At 62.7% G+C, this 18973-nt stretch carries 15 protein-coding genes; 6 read left to right on the top strand and 9 right to left on the bottom strand.

What is annotated here, in order from left to right:
• Window positions 1-34: 34 nt before the first annotated feature.
• Window positions 35-1483 carry a dihydrolipoyl dehydrogenase gene (locus tag IGS55_RS22335; protein ID WP_230518919.1) on the bottom strand — a complete coding sequence of 483 codons (1449 nt, stop codon included), beginning with the start codon at window positions 1481-1483 and terminating at the stop codon, window positions 35-37.
• Between the two features lie 128 nt (window positions 1484-1611).
• Here IGS55_RS22335 and IGS55_RS22330 point away from each other — a divergent pair, with 128 nt between their 5' ends.
• Entirely contained in the window at window positions 1612-2502 is an 891-nt protein-coding gene (locus IGS55_RS22330) for an ArgP/LysG family DNA-binding transcriptional regulator (RefSeq protein ID WP_230518920.1), read from the top strand.
• Between the two features lies 1 nt (window position 2503).
• Here the strand turns inward: IGS55_RS22330 and IGS55_RS22325 are convergent, their stop codons facing one another.
• A complete protein-coding gene (locus IGS55_RS22325; protein WP_230518921.1) occupies window positions 2504-4567 on the bottom strand; it encodes a primosomal protein N' in 2064 nt (687 codons plus the stop codon).
• 841 nt (window positions 4568-5408) lie between these two features.
• Window positions 5409-6494 (bottom strand): uroporphyrinogen decarboxylase, encoded by a 1086-nt coding sequence (gene hemE / locus IGS55_RS22320; RefSeq protein ID WP_230518922.1) that lies wholly within the window; start codon window positions 6492-6494, stop codon window positions 5409-5411.
• Between the two features lie 198 nt (window positions 6495-6692).
• Between hemE and IGS55_RS22315 the strand changes: the two genes are divergently transcribed.
• From IGS55_RS22315 to IGS55_RS22295, 5 genes are all read left to right on the top strand, one after another.
• Window positions 6693-8636 carry a dipeptidyl-peptidase 5 gene (locus IGS55_RS22315; protein ID WP_230518923.1) on the top strand — a complete coding sequence of 648 codons (1944 nt, stop codon included), beginning with the start codon at window positions 6693-6695 and terminating at the stop codon, window positions 8634-8636.
• Window positions 8633-12802 (top strand): DEAD/DEAH box helicase, encoded by a 4170-nt coding sequence (locus IGS55_RS22310; RefSeq protein ID WP_230518924.1) that lies wholly within the window; start codon window positions 8633-8635, stop codon window positions 12800-12802. Before IGS55_RS22315 ends, IGS55_RS22310 begins: the two co-directional genes overlap by 4 nt.
• Window positions 12803-12871: 69 nt before the next feature.
• The gene (locus IGS55_RS22305; RefSeq protein WP_230518925.1) at window positions 12872-13360 is read left to right on the top strand and encodes a hypothetical protein; all 489 of its coding nucleotides are present in this window, start codon (window positions 12872-12874) and stop codon (window positions 13358-13360) included.
• A 141-nt stretch (window positions 13361-13501) separates the two neighbouring features.
• Window positions 13502-15361: a DUF885 domain-containing protein gene (locus tag IGS55_RS22300; RefSeq protein WP_230518964.1), complete on the top strand. Its 1860-nt coding sequence runs from the start codon at window positions 13502-13504 to the stop codon at window positions 15359-15361.
• Window positions 15362-15532: 171 nt separating this feature from the next.
• Window positions 15533-16033, top strand: a complete 501-nt coding sequence (locus IGS55_RS22295; RefSeq protein ID WP_230518926.1) for a hypothetical protein — start codon at window positions 15533-15535, stop codon at window positions 16031-16033.
• Between the two features lie 84 nt (window positions 16034-16117).
• Here IGS55_RS22295 and tatC read toward each other — a convergent pair whose 3' ends face one another.
• The 6 genes from tatC to hisI form a co-directional block, all read right to left on the bottom strand.
• Window positions 16118-16873, bottom strand: a complete 756-nt coding sequence (gene tatC, locus IGS55_RS22290; protein ID WP_128140601.1) for a twin-arginine translocase subunit TatC — start codon at window positions 16871-16873, stop codon at window positions 16118-16120.
• Complete coding sequence (gene tatB / locus IGS55_RS22285; protein WP_230518927.1) at window positions 16870-17403, bottom strand: Sec-independent protein translocase protein TatB; 534 nt, start codon at window positions 17401-17403, stop codon at window positions 16870-16872. The genes tatC and tatB overlap by 4 nt, the downstream gene beginning before the upstream one ends.
• Before the next feature lie 48 nt (window positions 17404-17451).
• A complete protein-coding gene (gene tatA / locus IGS55_RS22280) occupies window positions 17452-17688 on the bottom strand; it encodes a Sec-independent protein translocase subunit TatA (RefSeq protein WP_230518928.1) in 237 nt (78 codons plus the stop codon).
• Between the two features lie 80 nt (window positions 17689-17768).
• Window positions 17769-18140 (bottom strand): histidine triad nucleotide-binding protein, encoded by a 372-nt coding sequence (locus tag IGS55_RS22275; RefSeq protein WP_230518929.1) that lies wholly within the window; start codon window positions 18138-18140, stop codon window positions 17769-17771.
• A gap of 15 nt (window positions 18141-18155) precedes the next feature.
• Window positions 18156-18527, bottom strand: coding sequence for a phosphoribosyl-ATP diphosphatase (locus tag IGS55_RS22270; protein ID WP_034753849.1), 372 nt, complete (start codon window positions 18525-18527; stop codon window positions 18156-18158).
• A complete protein-coding gene (gene hisI / locus IGS55_RS22265; protein WP_034753847.1) occupies window positions 18524-18961 on the bottom strand; it encodes a phosphoribosyl-AMP cyclohydrolase in 438 nt (145 codons plus the stop codon). Before hisI ends, IGS55_RS22270 begins: the two co-directional genes overlap by 4 nt.
• Window positions 18962-18973: the final 12 nt, after the last annotated feature.

The raw sequence follows: 18973 nt of genomic DNA, 5'->3' as shown, positions 1-18973 counted from the left end.
TGTCTACAAAATTATGTAAATCATAAAGTTGCCTTCAAGGTCCCGGTGTGCAGTCGGCGCAGCCGGGCGCGTGTTCCGGGTCTTTTTCCAGGTGCAGCGCCAGTTCGCGCAAGGCCGTGCGCACGCCTTCCTCGATGACAGGGTGATAGAACGGCATGTCGAGCATGGCCGGCACCGTCAGCTGGGCTTGGCAAGCCCAGGCGAGCAGATGGCCCAGGTGTTCCGCCCGTGGGCCGATCAGTTCGGCGCCGAGAAAGCGCTTGCTGCCGAACTCCGCATATACGCGCAGCAAGCCCTGGTTTTGCAGCATCACGCGGCTGCGGCCCTGGTTGCCGAACGACACGGCGCCGACGGCGAAGCGGCCCGCGTGGCTCACGCACAATTGCCGGTACGTGGCACCCAGGGTGGCGATCTGCGGTTCCGTGAAGGCGATCGTCAACGGCGTGCGGCGCAAGCCCGGTTTGACGTCAGGAAAGCGCGCCGCGTTGTCGCCCGCGATGCGGCCCTCGTCGGCCGCTTCGGGCAGCAGCGGTAACTCGTTGTCGGCGTCGCCGGCGATGAAGATGGCGCTCTTGCCGCATTGCATGGTGTGCGGATCGTGCAAGGGAATACCGTGACGGTCGAGCTCGATTTGCGCCGTTTCCAGGCCGATCTTGTCCACGTTCGGCGCGCGGCCGATGGCGGCCAGCACATACTCGAACTGCTCGCTTTTTTCCACGCCGGCGGTATCGCGACTGGTCAGCACGATACCGCTGCCGTCCGGCGTTTTTGCCATGTGCGCGACCTGGGTCATGAAACGGATATCGAGTTCGCGCGCCAGCACGGCGTCCGCCTCGCGCAGCACCAGCGGGTCCGTCAGCTGCGCGACTTTATTGCCGCGCGCAAACAAGGTCACGCGCACGCCCAAGCGGGCCAGCGCCTGGCCCAGCTCCAGGCCGATGACGCCGCTGCCAACCACGGCCACCGAGCTGGGCAAATCCGTCCACTCGAACACGGCGTCGCTGGTGATGAGGCGCTCGCCCGCCGCCTGCCACTCGGGCGGCACGATGGGCGTGGAACCGGTGGCGATCACCACGCTGGCGGCCTCGACGATCGTATGCTCATCCACCTGCAGCTTGCCTGGGCCGATGAAGCGCGCATGGCCGCGCAGTTTTTCTTCGTCGGGAATCGCATTGACGCCGTCGAGCACGAAGCCGACAAAGCGGTCGCGCTCGCTGCGCACCCTGGCCATCACTTGCCGGCCATCGATGCGCACGGGGCCCGGATGCACGCCAAAAGCCGGCGCGGCGGCCACGGCATGGGCCGCCTCGGCCGCCGCGATCAGGAGTTTGCTGGGCATGCAGCCCACGCGTGCACAGGTCGTACCGTATGGTCCGCTTTCGATCATCAGCACGCGCTTGTCATGCATGCGCGCCGCCCTGTGCGCCGTCATGCCGGCCGTGCCGCTGCCGATCACGGCCACATCCACTTGTATCGTCTTCATGGTGCTATCCATCCACTGAGGTTGCTCACAGCGTTCGATACTACCCGTTTGCTGAAAATAAGGTTTTACTTTGCAGCAATATATGCATTAGTATAACTAATCATTTTCAAAATTTATAAGCTGAGCTAATGGGATCACTCGATTATCGCGCGCTGGCCGTACTGGACGCCGTGGCCAGCCATGGCAGTTTCGACAAGGCCGCCCTGGCGCTGGGCATCACCCAGTCAGCCGTCTCGCAGCGCATCAAGGCGCTGGAAGACGCCAGCGGGCGCTTGCTGATCATCCGTGGCCAGCCGGCCGTGCCGACGGGCCTGGGCCAGCGCCTGATCGTGCATCACCGCAACGTCAAGCTGATGGAAGCGTCGCTCGACATCGACCTGGGCAACAGCGTCAGCATGCCGGAAATCGCCATCGCCATCGATGCCGACAGCCTGGCCACGTGGTTTCCCGACACCTTGCCGGCCCTGCTGGCGCCCCCGCGCTGCCAGCTCGACGTACGGCTGGCCGACAGCGACAGCGCCCTGCAAATGGTGCGCGACGGCTCCGTGTTTGGCTGCGTGGCAGCCGAGTCCGGCACGGCGATCGACGCGGCGGCCGCCACCAGCGTCACGCCGCTGGGTACCTTGCGCTATGTCTGCGTGGCGACACCCGTGTTTGCCGGGCACTGGTTCGGCGATGGTTTTATTGCCGAAGCGGTGCAACTGGCGCCGGCCGTCGTGGGCCAGCACGGCTTGCTGGCGCGTTTCCTCGCCGAACAATTGAGCATGCGTGAACCCTTCCCCCACCACACCTTGCCCGTGGAAGCGGCGCGCCGCGGCTGCGTCCAGGATGGCCTGGCCTACGGCCTGATGCCGCAGCGCCTGGCCGCGCAGGCGCTGGCGACGGACAGGCTCGTCGATCTGCTGCCGGGCAGCACCCTGGACGTAGCACTGAGCTGGCACTCCTGGACCCTGGACACGCCGTTTACCAAGCTGCTGTCGGAACAGATCGTCAAGTCGGCGCGCGATTACCTGCAGTAATTCAGATATCGAGCGGGTCCACTTCCAGCGACCATTTCACGCGCGTCTTCATGGCGCGCAGCTCGGCTAACCATTCCTTCAAGAACGCCTGCAGCGCGGGCCGCGAGGGCGATTCCAGCAGCAGCTGGGCGCGGTCCACGTTGTAGACGCGCGTCATGCTCATGGGAATCGGGTCATTGATGGTCACCTGCGGGTGTTGCATGCACTCTTTCGCCGCCTGCAGGAATTCGATCGCCGTGGCCAGCTCGGGCGCCTCGGCGCGCAGCAGGGCCTGGAACAGATACGGCGGCAGCGCCGCCTGCGCCCGCTCTTCCAGCAAGGTCGTGGCGAAATGGTCGTAATCGTGGTTGACGACGGCGTCGTACAGCGGATGGCGCGCATAGCGCGTCTGGATCAGCACTTCACTGACGCTGCCCCCTTGCGTCTGCGCGGCCCGCCCGGCGCGGCCCGCCACCTGCATCAGCTGGGCGAACAGCCGTTCGCTGGCGCGGTAATCCTGCGAAAACAGGGCCGTGTCCGGATTCAAGATGCCGACCAGGGTCAGCTTTTTGAAATCGTGGCCCTTGGCCACCATCTGCGTGCCGATCAGAATATCGACTTCGCCCCGGTGCACGGTGTCGAACGCTTCCTGCGCGCTGCCCTTCTTGCGCGTGGAATCGGCGTCGATGCGCAAAATACGCGCCTCGGGAAACAATTGCTGCAAGCCCTCTTCCACGCGCTGCGTGCCGCGTCCCAGCGGCTGCAAGTCGACGTTGCCGCACGTGGGGCAATGGCGGGGGATGCGCAGTTCCAGACTGCAATGGTGGCAGCGCAGGCGGTGTTCGGGCTTGTGCAGCACCATGAACGAGGTGCAGCGCGTGCAATTGCTGATCCAGCCGCACGATTCGCAACAGATCACGGGCGAATAGCCGCGCCGGTTCAGGAACAGCAGCGACTGCTCCCCGCGTTCCATGCGCAGTTTCAAGGCGGCTACCAGATGCGAAGTCAGGCCATCTTTCGGCTTGTCGCGCTCCATGTCCAGGATCTTAACCCGCGGCAACACCGCATTCCTGACGGCCCGTTCGCGCAATTCCAGCTTGCGGTAGCGCCCCGTCTGTGCGTGGTGCCAGCTTTCCAGCGAGGGCGTGGCCGAACCGAGCACGATGGGAATCTGCAATTGCCAGGCGCGCCACACGGCCAGGTCGCGCGCCGAATAGCGCAAGCCTTCCTGCTGCTTGTAGGAAGGGTCGTGTTCCTCGTCGATGACGATGAGTTTGAGCTTCGGCAAGGACGCCAGGATGGCCAGCCGCGTGCCGAGCACGATGCGCGCCTGGCCCTGGTGGGCGGCCAGCCAGTGCAGCATGCGCTCGCCTTCGGACAGGCTGCTGTGCAAGGTCGCCAGCATGACGCCGGGAAAGCGCGCGCGGATATTGCCTTCCAGCTGGGGCGTGAGGTTGATTTCCGGCACCAGAATCAGGATTTGCGCATCGTCCTCGCGCGCCAGCACCTGGGCGCAAGCTTGCAGATACACTTCCGTCTTGCCGCTGCCCGTCACGCCGTACAGCAGGGTCGGCTTGAAACCCTGGGCGCCGCCGATGGCGTCCGCCGCTTCCTGCTGGGCGGCATTCAGCGCCGGCATGTTCAGCGGCGTGCCGTCGTGCGCGTCGGCCAGCTTGCCCAGCTTCTTGATGGCGCGGTCGAGCGCCACGGTGGTGAGCACGCGCAAATTTTTCGGCAAACCGGGCAGCGCCACTTCACCGAGCGGGCGCTGGTAGTAATCGGCGGCAAAGGCAGCCAGCGCCAGCCACTGTTCCGACAAGGGCGACAGCTGGCCGCGCACGGCCAGCACGTCCTTCAATTTCGCGGCGGGCACGTCGGTGCTGTCGGAGACGCCGACGATCAGCCCCATCACTTCGCGCCGGCCGAACGGCACCAGCGCCAGCTGTCCCACTTGCGGCAGCGGTGCGGCAGCGTCCGCGCCAGCATCCGCATCCACCGCCGCGTTCCAGCGGTAGTCGAACAGGGCGTTCAAGGGCGTGTCGAGCGCGATTTTCAGGATGCACGACGTCAAAATGCACTGCGACATGGGAGGTGGGCCTATCTCAATAAAAAAGCGCGCCGCAGGGTCGATGGCGCGCGGGATGTCCGGCATCAAGCCAGCGGGCCATGATACTTGTTTCGCCCATCAAACACCTAACGGCAGGCAGGACAGCGTGTCATCGTGCCTGAAGTAAATTCTGTGGATAACTTTGTGGACAAAGCAAAATTAACTTTCAGAAAAATGTGGACAGAAAATTTCGATCGCCGTCAAGAGCGGCACGCAAGAAAAATTAATCTTTTAAAATCAACGGCTTAAAAATTGATGCCCGGGAAGCTACAAATCCACAGGGCATTTCCGCCGCTGTGCATAACTGAACCATTTGTAATGTATTTATACAGAAATCAGCACCATTTTGAGGCGTCCGAGCGGGAAAAACGGGGCCGGCATGGAGCAAAGTTGACAATTGCCGGGCAAGCGTTCGTTTTTAGCTGACGAGCGGCGAAACATTGTTCAATTATCATGCACTGCAACATGCACTTCAGGTGAAACCTGAACATCGGCGCTAAGTATCGGTTAACAAAATACTTTTCAATTTTATCCACAGAATCTGTTGATAACTTTGTGGACAATGAAGGAACAAGGCAGGCGAACGACAGAATAACCTTATCAATAGCAACAAAGTCCGCCGAACAATGGATTTTTTATGTCTTAATAATCAAGCACTTGCAGAACATCCCCGGGCATGGCTTTTATAGTGCCTCTTATTTCCGCAGCAAAAAAAATTGTGCATAAGTCGGTATTTCTTGCTACGGCGCAGCAAAGAAAAAGGCAGGCTTCCGCTGGAAAGCCTGCCTTGACCGCCCCTGAACCAGGGGGAAGCGAATACTTACTGGCCGCTGCGCATGGCGCGGCTCATGTTGTGCACGGCGTCCACCATGGCTGCCACGGATTCCGGCGGCGTGAACTGGGAAATGCCATGGCCCAGGTTGAACACGTGGCCCGTGCCTGCCGATGGCGCGCCAAACGCGTTGAGCACTTTCGCCACTTCGGCGCGGATCTGCTCGGGGCTGGCGAACAGGATGGCCGGGTCGAGGTTGCCCTGCAAGCCTACTTTATGACCGACCAGCTGGCGCGCGCGCGTCAGGTTGACGGTCCAGTCCAGGCCCACGGCATCGGCGCCGATGTCGGCGATCTGCTCGACCCACTGGCCGCCGCCCTTGGTAAACACGATGGCGGGAATTTTGACGCCATCCTTGTCGCGTTTCAGCTGCGCCACCACTTGCTGCATGTAGGCCAGCGAGAATTCCTGGTAGGCGCCGTCGGCCAGCGCACCACCCCACGAGTCGAAAATCATCACGGCTTGCGCGCCGGCATCGATTTGCGCATTCAGGTATTGCGCCACGGAGGTGGCGTTGATCGCCAGGATGTGGTGCATCAGGTCCGGGCGGTTGTACAGCATCTTTTTGATGGTATGGAACTCTTTCGAGCCGCCGCCTTCCACCATGTAGCACGCCAGGGTCCACGGGCTACCGGAAAAACCGATCAGCGGCACGCGGCCATTGAGTTCCGTGCGGATTTGCGTGACGGCCTTGAAAACGTAGTCGAGCGACTCCAGGTCCGGCACGTGCAGCGCCTTCACGTCCTGTTCCGTGCGCAGCGGGCGCTCGAACTTCGGTCCTTCGCCATCGGCGAAGTACAGGCCCAGGCCCATGGCGTCAGGCACCGTCAGGATGTCGGAAAACAGGATGGCCGCGTCGAGCGGGAAGCGCTCCAGGGGCTGCAAGGTCACTTCGGTGGCGTAATCGGGATTCTTTGCCAGGCCCAGGAAAGAGCCGGCCCGCTCGCGCGTGGCGCGGTATTCGGGCAAATAGCGGCCCGCCTGGCGCATCAGCCAGACAGGGGTGTGCTCGGTCGGCTGGCGCAGCAGGGCGCGCAGGAAAGTATCGTTCTGGAGCGGAGCAAATTGTGGCATGGCAGGCAATCGGGCTTGGAGAAGCGGTATTATCGCATCCAATCGCTGCCATTTCATTGATTCCGGTGCCGCTTTGCAGCATTTGCCACGCACAGCGATGACTTTCGTTGTGCCTGCCCTTCCATTATGATGATGCACGCCGCCGCGCGCCCTGACCCTGCCTGGCGGCCCTTGATTCCCTCACTACACGGAGCCCGCATGACCTCGACCGCATCCAGCACCCCTTATGGCATCTGGCCATCGCCGATCAGCGCGGCCATCGTCGCCGCCGGCGCTTCGCCGCTGACGCAGCTGGCCTTGGGGGGGACGGATGGCGCCGACGTGTTCTGGCTGGCCGGGCGCGCCAGCGAAGCGGGCCGCAATACCCTGCTGCGCCAGCGCGGCGCCAAGGTTGATGAATTGACGCCGGCACCGTTCAATGTGCGCACCCGCGTGCATGAATACGGCGGCGGCGCGTATGCCGTGGCCGGCGATACCGTATATTTTTCGCATTTCGCCGACAATTGCCTGTACCGCGTGGCCGGCGATGGCGTTCCCGAAGCGTTCACCACGGGCGGCAACACGCGCCACGCGGACTTCGTTGTCGATGCGGCCCGCGCCCGCCTGATCGCCGTACGCGAGCAGCACCCGGCGGAAGGCCATGCGCACCCGGAAAACAGCCTGGCGGCCGTCGGCTTCGACGGGCGCGAAACGGTGCTGGCACGGGGCCACGATTTTTATGCGGCGCCGCGTTTGTCGCCGGACGGCAGCCAGCTGGCCTGGATCAGCTGGGACCACCCGCGCCTGCCGTGGCAAGGTACGGAACTGTGGCTGGCCGACGTGCAGGCGGACGGCAGCCTCGGTTCGCCGCGCCTGATCGCCGGCGGCGCGCGCGAGTCGATTTGCCAGCCGGAATGGTCGCCGAACGGCTTGCTGCACTTCGTTTCCGACAGCAGCGGCTGGTGGAATCTGTACCGCCTGCATGGCGCCGACATCGAGGCGCTGTGCCCGATGGAAGCGGAATTTGCCACGCCGCACTGGACCTTCGGCGGCAGCATGTACGGTTTCCTTTCCGGCGACGAAATCGTCTGCACGTATATCCAGGCCGGCGTCAGTTACCTGGCGCAATTGAACGTGGCGGCGGCCAAGCTCGAGCCGATACCGCATCCGTACCAGGAAATCCGCGAACTGCGCGTGGGGCCCGGCTTCGTCGCGCTGCTCGGCGGCAGTCCCACCATCGCGCTGGAACTGGCGCGCATCGATTTGTCCAACCATGAGCTGGAAGTACTGGCCCAGTCGATCGCACAATTGCCCGCGCTCGAGTATTTGTCCGTGCCGCGCAGCTTGAGTTTCCCTAGCAGCAATGGCCGCACGGCGTATGCCTTCTTTTATGCGCCGACCAATGGCGACGTGCAGGCGCCGGCGGGAACGTTACCGCCCGTCATCGTCATCAGCCATGGCGGCCCCACCAGCATGGCCAGCAATACCTTGAAACTGGCGACGCAGTACTGGACCAGCCGCGGCATCGGCGTGCTCGACGTCAACTACGGCGGCAGCAGCGGCTTCGGCCGCGAATACCGCGACGCGCTGCGCGGACAATGGGGCATCGTCGACGTGGAAGACTGCATCGCCGGCGCGCGCTACCTGGCCGCCAACGGCCTGGCCGACCCGGAACGCCTGATCATCCGCGGCGGCAGCGCGGGCGGACTGACGACCCTGTGCGCACTGACCTTCCACGACGTCTTCAAGGCGGGCGCCAGCTACTATGGCGTATCCGACCTGAAGGGCCTGGACGACGATTCGCACAAGTTCGAATCGCGCTACACCGATTACCTGATCGCTTCGCAGCCGCAAGCCGAGGCGCTGTACCGCGAGCGCTCGCCCATCCACCACACGGATAAACTGTCGCGCCCGATGATTTTCTTCCAGGGCCTCGACGACAAAGTCGTGCCGCCGCAGCAATCGCAGCTGATGGTCGACGCCCTGCAGGCGCGCGGCGTGCCCGTCGCATATGTGCCGCTCGAAGGCGAGGGCCACGGCTTCCGCAAGGCGGAAAACATCGTGCGCACCCTGGACGCGGAACTGTATTTCTACCAGCGCGTGTTCGGCCTGCCCGTGGCGGCCGGCACAGCCCCTGTTCACATCGCCAATTTGCCCGCATGACAGACCAGCTCTTGCTTGACGAATTTGCCGCCCTGGAGCAGCACGAACAGATGATCCTGGCCCTGCTGGCCATCGCGGGCGAACCGGTGGGCAAGCATGCCGTGTATGAACACTTGCAGCGCGCCAATGTCGTCGAGCCGGACGGCACGCCATTCGCCCTGCTCACCGTCACGAACATGCTGCAGCATTTGACGCGGCACGCGCTGGCGTCCGAAGTGGTGGGACGGGGCTTCGCCTGCGAAGCGAAATTGCGCTGGCCCGCCATGCGCGCGGCCATCGAGCACCTGGTGTTTCGCGACCTGTGCCAGGCCATCGAGCTGATCAACCCTGTGCGCCGCAACTGGGATGGCTATGTGGAATTGCGCAGCTACCGGCAAGGCGTGGCGCGTTTGCGCATCGCCCTGCTGCGCAACGACGAGGTGCGCCACGTGGCCGCCATTCTGGCCGCCTGCATGGCGTGCTACGAAGCGCAGCAGCTGCATCCGCTGATCGAGATTTTCGGCCGGCCGTTCGAGCCGGAAATGCTGTCTTTCGTCATGCCGCAACTGCAGGATGACATCCTCGCCGTGCTGCTGGGCAACGCCCCGCGCGAACCGGCCACGGCGCACGCCATCCGCACGTACGCGCGCGCCCACCATGCGCGCCAGGCGGCCGCCGGCGACCATATCGGCGCCGCCCTGCCGCTGGCCTTGGCCGAGGATGCCCTGCTGTGCGGCGAACTCGACGCGGCCGCCCGCTACCTGGCGGGCCAGCAGGGGCCGCAGGCGCTGTTTGTCGACAGCAGCATCGCCTTGTTGCGCGGCGAACATGCGCACGCCGTGGCCGGCTACGAAACGGCCTTGAAGGGACTGCGCAAGGAAAGCGGCAAACGCAAGCTGTGCTTTACGGGCATCGGCGGCCACCTGTACGTGCTGGCCCTGCTGCGCGGCAACGACGCCAAGCTGCTGAAAAACGCGGAAACCTACCTCGATATCGCGCTGCATGCGCAGCCGAACCACGACAGCATCGTCTACCAGCAACTCAATACCTTGCGCCTCGTGCGCGCCGGCGTGCAGCAGGCGGAAAGCATCCCCACGCGCAGCTGGGAAACGGGACTGCAGGCGCAGCTGTTCCAGGCCTTGCTGTACTACTGGCTGGCCCTGCCGCAATTGAGCGAACGCAAGGACCAGCTACGAGCGCTGGTGCAGCAAGCGGATGCCGCCGGCTACGATTTGATCGCAGCGCAGGCGGCCGGCTTGCTGGGCTTGATGGGCGAGCCGCAGCAGGAGCGTTACGCGACCGCCAAGCGGGCGCAGCACGGCTTGACGGACATGGCGCCGTGGTTCGAGCGCCAGGAAGCGTGGCAACGCCAGCTGAGCGCCCTCATCAACCTGCAGCAGAACGCGCCCGCCGAAGCGCTGGGCGGCGTCTCGCGCCTGGTCTGGCTGGTGGCGTTCGATCCGCGCTTTGGTCTCACCGCCGTGGAAGTGCGCGAGCAGAAGCGCGACGCGCGCGGCGGCTGGAGCAAGGGCCGCGCCATGGGTCTCAAACGCCTGGCCGAGGAAGCGGGCGACATCGATTTCCTCACGCCGCAAGACGCACGCGCGGCCGGCAGCATCGCGCCGTTCAAACAATACTATTCATCGGCGCCGCGCTATGAGGTCGAGCTCGACAAGGCCGCCATCTTGCTGGTGGGCCACCCGCTCGTGTTCTGGCTCGACAACCCCGACACGCGCGTGGAACTGATCGCCGGCGCGCCCGAACTGCTGATCAAATCGCACGAGGGACAGCTGTGGCTGGGCATGCAACCGCCCCTGCCCGACAGCGGCAGCAATGTCGTGGTGCAAAGGGAAACGCCGACGCGCTTGCGCGTGGTGCACATCCTCGACGAACACCGGCGCATCGGCGCCATCGTGGGCCTGGGCCTGTCCGTGCCGCTGCATGCGGAAAAACAGGTGATGCAGGCGATCGGCGCCATCTCGTCCATGGTCACCGTGCAGTCCGATATCGGCGGCGGCGCCGGCGACGCGGAAGCGATCACGGCCGACCACCGCCTGCACGTGCATTTGCTGCCCTACCAGCAGGGTCTCAAGATGCAGATTCTCGTGCGGCCACTGCTCGACAACGGCGCCTATTACGCGCCCGGCAGCGGCGCCGAAAGCGTGTTTGCCGACGTGGCGGGCCGTGCCGTGCAGGCGCGGCGCGACTTGAACGCGGAACGCGAAGCGCAGCGCCAGCTGATCGGGAAATGCCTGGTGCTGGAAGAGGTGGAAGAAGAGCATGGCGAGTGGCTGCTGGGTCAGCCAGCGCTGGGCCTGCAACTGCTGGTGGAACTGCAGGCGCTCGACCCCGCTGGCATCGTGCTGGCCTGGCCGGAAGGCGAAACCATGCGCGTGTCGAAACGCATCGACAGCGGCCAGATGCGCCTGAACATCAAGAGCGAGAAGGACTGGTTTGCCGCCAGCGGCGAAGTGCGGATCGATGAAGACAAGGTGATGGATTTGCGCGCCCTGCTCGACTTGATGCAGAACAATAAAAGCCGCTTCGTGGCCTTGGGCGACAACCAGTTCCTCGCCCTCAGCGACGAACTGCACCGGCGCCTGTCGGAACTGGCCGCGTATGGCGAGGCGCATGCCGACGGCGTGCACATCCACCCGCTGGCCGCGTTTGCGCTGGAAGAGCTGGCCAAAGACGCGGGCGGCGTGAACGCCGACAAATTGTGGCGCGAGCACTTGCTGCGCCTGCGCGCGCTTGACGACTATCAACCGCAGCTGCCCAGCACCTTGCAGGCGGACTTGCGCGACTACCAGCTGGCCGGTTACGAATGGCTGGCGCGCCTGGCGCACTGGGGCGTGGGCGCCTGCCTGGCCGACGACATGGGCCTCGGCAAGACCTTACAAGCGCTGGCGCTGATCCTGGCGCGCGCGCCGAACGGCCCCACCCTCGTGGTGGCCCCCACGTCCGTGTGCATGAACTGGATCAGCGAAGCCCAGCGCTTCGCGCCCACCTTGAACATCAAACTGTTCGGCGGCGGCGACCGCGCCGACATGCTCGATACATTGCAGCCGTTCGACGTGGTGGTGGCCAGCTACGGCTTGCTGCAGCAGGAAGCGGCCATGTTTGCCGGCGTGCACTGGCATACGATCGTGCTCGACGAAGCGCAGGCGATCAAGAATGGCGCCACCAAGCGCTCGCAAGCCGTGATGGCCCTGCAAGGCGATTTCCGCATGGTGGCCAGCGGCACGCCGCTGGAAAACCATTTGGGTGAATTGTGGAACCTGTTCCGCTTCATCAACCCCGGTTTGCTGGGCACCCTCGACCAGTTCAACCTGCGCTTTGCCGGTCCCATCGAAAAGGATCAGGATAAACGGGCGGCGGCCGGCGCGCGCTTGCGCTTGCGCCGCCTGATCGCGCCATTCATCTTGCGCCGCACGAAGACGCAAGTGCTGTCGGAATTGCCGTCGCGTACGGAAATCGTGCTGGAAGTGGAATTGTCGCCGCAGGAAACGGCGCTGTACGAATCCTTGCGCCGCGAAGCGCTGGAAAAGCTGGCCATGGTGGAAGGGCCGGCATCCAAGAAGGCGATCCAGATCCTGGCCGAGATCATGAAGCTGCGCCGCGCCTGCTGCAATCCGCAACTGGTGGCGCCGGAATTGGGCCTGGCCAGCAGCAAGCTGGCGGCGTTCGCGCAACTGCTATCGGGCTTGCTGGAAAACCGCCACAAGGTGCTCGTCTTCAGCCAGTTCGTCGACCATCTGACCCTGATCCGCCAGCACCTGGAACAGCATGGCGTGCGCTACCAGTATCTCGACGGCAGTACGCCGATGCAGGAGCGCAAACGCCGCGTCGACGCCTTCCAGGCGGGCGACGGCGACGTCTTCCTCATCAGCCTGAAGGCGGGCGGCATGGGCATCAATTTGACGGCGGCCGACTACGTGATCCACATGGACCCGTGGTGGAACCCGGCCGTGGAAGACCAGGCCTCGGACCGCGCCCACCGCATGGGGCAATTGCGCCCGGTCACCATCTACCGGCTGGTGGCGAAACATACGATCGAAGAAGGCATCGTCGAATTGCACCAGCACAAGCGTGACCTGGCCGACAGTCTGTTGGAAGGCAGCGACGCGGCCGCGCGCATGTCGGCCAATGACATGCTGGGCATGCTGCAGGAAGGGTTGAAGCGATGAGATTGAAAAAATGAGCGGGGCCACCGCGTTCCATGCGATGATCCATTTTCCCTGTTGCCCTCCCACGCCATGACCGACTACATCGCCACCAGCGCCGGCCAGCGCGCCACCTTTTTGTGCGGCAAATCCTGGACCGCCTATGTCAGCACGTTCATCATTGCCGTGCTGCTATTTTTTGCCGCCCTGCCGCTGGCCTTCAAGTACAACACGCGCGCCGCCTTCATCGTGCTGGTCGGTTCGGCCCTGATCGTCGGCTACCGCCTGCTGACGATACGCAGCTACCAGCTGTACTATGATGAGGCGGGCGTGTGGCTGGCATCCGGTATCTTGCCGTGGAAAAAGAAACTCACGGGCGTCAAATGGCGCGACATGGATGAAGCCGTCTATGAAACGAACTTCTGGAGCTGGCTGTTCCAGTCCTACACGGTGCGCGTCAGCCAGCGCTACACGCAGGAAACGGAAATCCACGCCACCGGCATGGCGCGCGGCAAGGATGCCGTGGCTGCCATCAATGCGCGCCACCAGGAACTGCTGCACGGCAGCGCCATCGTCGTCTAGCGCCGCAGGGGCAATTAGTGCTAATCTTTGGGCCGCCCAGGCAAGCAAGGCCAACCTTTCAATAGTTGTTTGTTACTTATATTATCAGTTTATTATTTTCTGATGACGGCAAACAACAAAATATTCAAGAGATAAACGATGCTGATAAAAAATAAAGTTGCGCTCGCCGCATTGATGATGGCCTTTACCTTGACACCGGCCAGCGCCGCGAAGAAGCCGCAGAAAAACGGCAAGGCCAGCACCAGCAGCAGCAAGAAGAAAACCGTCGCCAAAAAAGCGGCCGTCGTCACGGCGGCAACGGCAGCCACGGTCGCGGCCGTCGCCAGCGAGAACAGCAGCGACCGTTCCATGAATAACCTGAGCGGCCAGTTCCTCACGGCCCTGTGGCGCCTGGACCCGGAAAGCGCGATTTCCGTCGGCAAGTACGATGGCGCCGCCAACCTGAGCATTCCCGACGCGGCCAGCCGCCAGAAGCAACTGGCCTTCATCGAAGAATGGCTGGGCAAGTTCGGCAAGCTCAATGCCGGCAAAATGTCGGACAAGCAACGTACCGACCTGGCCTTGCTGACGAATAAACTGCAATCGGACCGCTGGTATCTGACCACCTTCCGCGAATTCGAATGGAATCCCGCCCAGTACAACGTGGCCGGTTCCATCGACTTCATCCTGAACACGGAATACGCGGCCCAGCCGCAGCGCCTGCGCACCTTGCTCAAGCGCATCGCCACCGTGCCGCAATACTATGCGGCCGCGCGCGCCAGCATCGTCAACCCGACGCGCGAACACACGCAGCTGGCCATCGCCCAGAGCGCCGGCGTGCTCAGTGTACTTGACGACCTGAACAAGACGGCACAGGGTTCCATCCTGACGCCGGCGGAAAAACAGCTGTACAACGCGCGCATCGCCGCGGCCCGCACGGCCGTGCAAGGCTATGCGGCCTGGCTGACGGAACAGGATGCGGCGCTGGCGCAGAACGGCAATGCGCGCTCCTTCCGCATCGGCAAGGATTTGTACGAACAGAAATTCGCCTACGATATCCAGGCCGGCGTGAGCGCCGAGCAGATGTACCAGAAGGCCCTGGCCGCGCGCGAAAAGCTGCTCGAGCACATGGATAGCCTGTCCGACGAGCTGTGGGTGAAAACCATGGGCGCCACGGCCAAGCCGGCGGACCGCACGGCGAAGATCGGCATGGTGATCGACAAGCTGTCGAGCAACCACGTGGCGGCCGCCGATTTCGTGCCGGAAATCCGCCGTCAGATTCCCGAGCTGCAGGAATGGGTGAGCAGCCACAACCTGCTGACGATGGACCCGAAAAAGCCCCTCGTCGTGCGTGAAACGCCCGCTTACCAGCGCGGCGTGGCCGGCGCCAGCATCGAGGCGCCCGGCCCGTACCGCCCGCAAGACCGCACCTATTACAACGTGACGCCGCTCGATGGCGAAACGCCGGAACAGGCGGAAAGCAGCTTGCGCGAATACAACCACTGGATCTTGCAGATCCTGAACATCCACGAAGCCATTCCCGGCCACTACACGCAGCTCGTGTACGCCAACAAATCGCCGTCGCTGGTCAAGTCGATCTTCGGCAACGGCGCCATGATCGAAGGCTGGGCCGTGTATGGCGAGCGCATGATGCTCGAATCGGGCTATGGCAACAACGCGCCGGAAATGTGGCTGATGTATTCGAAGTGGAACTTGCGCAGCGTCACCAACACCATCCTCGATTACAGCGTGCACGTGCTGGGCATGACGGAAGCGCAGGCGCTCGACCTGCTGACGCGCCAGGCCTTCCAGACCCAGCGTGAAGCCAAGGAAAAATGGCGCCGTGTGCAGTTGAGCTCGGTGCAACTGACCAGCTATTTCAGCGGCTACAGCGAAATCATGGATTTGCGCGAACAGCGCAAGCAAGCGCTGGGCAGCAAGTTCGTGCTGAAGGATTTCCACGAGCAATTCCTCAGCTACGGCAGCGCGCCCGTGAAAGTCATCAAGGAACTGATGAATTAACTCGTACGCATCCTCTCCTTGCAAAGGGCGCCGCGGCGCCCTTTTTGCATCCGTTTGCGCCGCCGCAAACCGCCGGCATCCCTGTCCATTACGCTGACGGGAAGGCAGGCGCCACCGCACTCCTCACTGGCAATTGCCGATTTTCCTGCTAGGCTGGATACAGGAGCGTCCATGCATATGCCCATCCAGTTCGACACCCTCGATTACGCCAAACGCCTCGCCTCGGCCGGCGTGCCCACGAAGCAGGCGGAAGCCCATGCCACGGCCTTGGGCGACGTACTGGGTTCGGCCGTGGTCGTGCATGGCGAACTGGCGGCGCTCGAGCGCAATCTGCTGGGGGAACTCAAGCTGGTGTCGCACAACGTCGATACCAAGGTGGGCGCGCTGGAGTTGAAGATCGATGCGCTGGAGCTCAGGCTCGATACCGGGATCGATGCACTGGACCTGAAACTCGATACGAGGATCGGTGCGCTTGAGCACAAATTCGATACCAAATTAGACGCCTTGGAACACAAATTCGACGCCAAATTTGACGCATTCGAGCACAAATTCGACGCCCGCCTGGAACGCCTGGACTTGCGCCATGGCGCGGACATGAAACACGTGTACTGGATGATGAGCACCCTGATCCTGCTCAACCTGGGCATCCTCAGCAAACTGATGCTGCAGTAAGCACCCACCAACTTTCCGGACGATAAAAAAGCCGCTGCTCCCGAAGGAGGCCAGCGGCTTTTGCCTGTACGTGTAGTCAATCGTCTAGGACACTTCTTCCGGCGCCTGGGTTGCCTTGACGAAGATGGGCGCTACCAGCAGGCCCAGCTCGAACAGCAGGCACATCGGGATGGCCAGCGAGAACTGGCTGACGACGTCCGGCGGCGTGACGATGGCGGCAATGACGAAGGCGCCGACGATGATGTAGGGACGCACTTCCTTGAGTTTCGCAATAGAAACAATGCCCATGCGCACGAGGATCACCACCACCACGGGCACTTCGAACGTGGCGCCAAAAGCCAGGCACATCGACATGACGAAATCGAGGTAGTTTTCGATATCGGGCGTGACGGCGATCGACGATGGCGAAAAGTCGCTGATGAAGTGGAAGACGCGGCCAAACACAAAGAAGTAGCAGAAGGCCACGCCGGCCATGAACAGCAGGGAAGACGAGATGACGAGCGGTGCGATCAGGCGCTTTTCATGCGTGTACAGGCCGGGGGCGATGAACGCCCACATCTGGTACAGCACCCAGGGCAAGGCGACGATAAAGGCGATCACCAAGGTCACTTTCATGGGTACCAGGAACGGCGAAATGACGCCGGTGGCGATCATTTTCGAGCCGGCCGGCAGCGAGGCGATCATCGGCGCCGCGATAAAATCGTAGATCTGCGAGGGGCCTGGCCAATAGAACAGTACGGCGCAGACGACGGCGATGCCGATCGACGCCTTGACCAGGCGGTTGCGCAGCTCGACCAGATGCGAGATAAAAGTTTCTTCCACCGGGGATTTGCTACTCATGAGTAAAAGGAGGAGGAACTGGCGCGCGGACGGAAGCGCGCCACGCGGGCGGCCGCCGACTGCACGTGCAGCTTGCCGCCATGGCGCTGCTTGTACCAGCCAGGGATGGCGGAATTGCGCACCAGCTTCTTGCGGCGGAATTCGCGCGCCTTGCGGGCCAGGTCTTCATTGGTGGCGCGCAGCATGGCTTCATGGGCATCGTGATGCTCATCATACGAACTCGAATCGCCGCGCCAGGCGTTTTCCACCTCGGCCAGGTTGCCGGAAATCGAGTTTTCCACGCCATGCATGGATTTCTCCACGCTTTGCTTGACGGAATGGGCCGCATCCTGCACTTCCTTCTGCAGGTTTTTCAGCTCTTCCATTTCAATCTCGCGCGAGACTTCGGATTTCACCTGGTTCAGATAGCGTTGCGCGCGGCCATATAAGGTGCCAGCCATGCGCGCCACTTTCGGCAACTTTTCAGGGCCGATGACTATCAACGCAACCACGCCGATGATGGCGATTTTAGAGAGACCGAGATCGATCATAAGCGGACAAGGGCCGTTACCGGACGAGGCAAGCGCCCCGCCACGCTATCAGGACTTGCTTTTCTCTTTCGTCTCGACGTCGATGGTGCTTTTGTCGGCCACTTGCGATGGCGCGGCAGGAGGGGTATGGGCTGCCGGGGCGTCATCTTCGCCCTTGACGCCATCCTTGAAGCCTTTGACGGCCTTGCCGATATCACCGCCGATATTGCCCAGTTTCTTGGTGCCGAAGACCAGCATCACAATGACCAGAACGATCACCCAGTGCCAAATACTCAATGAACCCATCACATTCTCCTTGCGGGACGGTGCCCGAATAGCGTCAACCAATGCCGGTAGTATACACGTGAACCCGGCGCGCAGCGAAATCAGTGTTGACCGCGCCAGGGACGGGGACCGCCGTACACGTGCATGTGCAGGTGATACACCTCTTGCCCGCCGTTCGGGCCGCTGTTGATCATGGTCTTGAAGCCGCCGGCAGGCGCGCCATCGGCGTCATAGCTGACGGCGCAGCCGAACTCGGCAGCAAGTTTCGGCGCCAGGCGCAGCAGCTTGCCCAGCATGTCCGTATGGCTGTCGTCGCAGTCGGACAGGCTGGCCACATGACGCTTCGGGATCAGCAGCAGATGCACGGGGGCGGCCGGGTTGATATCCTTGAAGGCGAGCAAGTCCTCGTCTTCATACACGATGGTCGAGGGAATTTGTTTTGCAGCAATCTTGCAAAAAATACAGTTATCCACGCACGCTCCAATAGGTCAGTGTTTGTCTGTTTCGCCGGCGTCGCGCAGCTCATCCTTGCGCGCCGCCTTTTCTTCGAGGCCGGACAGGCCTTCGCGGCGCGCCAGCTCGTCGAGCACCTGCTGCGGCGTCAGGTCGAACTGCGCCAGCATCACCAGCGAGTGGAACCACAGGTCGGCGCATTCGTACAGGACCTTCGACGGGTCGTTGTCGCGGCGCGCATCCTTGGCGGCCATCACGGTTTCCGTGGCCTCCTCGCCGATTTTTTTCAAAATCGCGTCATCGCCCTTGGCAAACAGGCGCGCAACATAGGAAGTAGCGGGGTCGCCGCCATTGGCCAGCTTGCGCGATTCGATCACGGCGGCCAGGCGCTTCAGGGTTTCGCTCATTTGCTCTTGCTTTCCGCGTAAATCGTCTCAGGGTCTTTCAGGACGGGATCGGTGACTTGCCATTCACCCGTTTTTTCGTCGCCTTCGAATTTCTGGAAGAAGCACGAATGGCGGCCCGTATGGCAGGCGATGCCGCCCGCCTGCTCGATTTTCAGCAAGACCACGTCTTCATCGCAATCGAGGCGGATTTCCAGCACCTTTTGCGTGTGGCCCGACTCTTCACCCTTGTGCCAGAGTTTCTTGCGCGAACGGCTCCAGTACACGGCTTCGCCCAGCTCCACCGTGCGCGCCAGCGCATCGCGGTTCATCCAGGCGAACATCAGCACGTCGTTGCTGCCCGCTTCCTGCGCGATCACGGGCACGAGGCCGTGCTCGTCCCATTTGACTTTTTTCAGCCACTTGGCATTGCTTGCTACGATGGTTCCGTTTTGCATGTTCTTCTATCC

This window comes from Janthinobacterium sp. EB271-G4-3-2, assembly GCF_020858035.1.
Lineage (GTDB): Bacteria > Pseudomonadota > Gammaproteobacteria > Burkholderiales > Burkholderiaceae_D > Janthinobacterium > Janthinobacterium aestuarii.
Note: the sequence above shows the minus strand (reverse complement) of the source record. Positions and strands in the feature narration are given on the sequence as shown.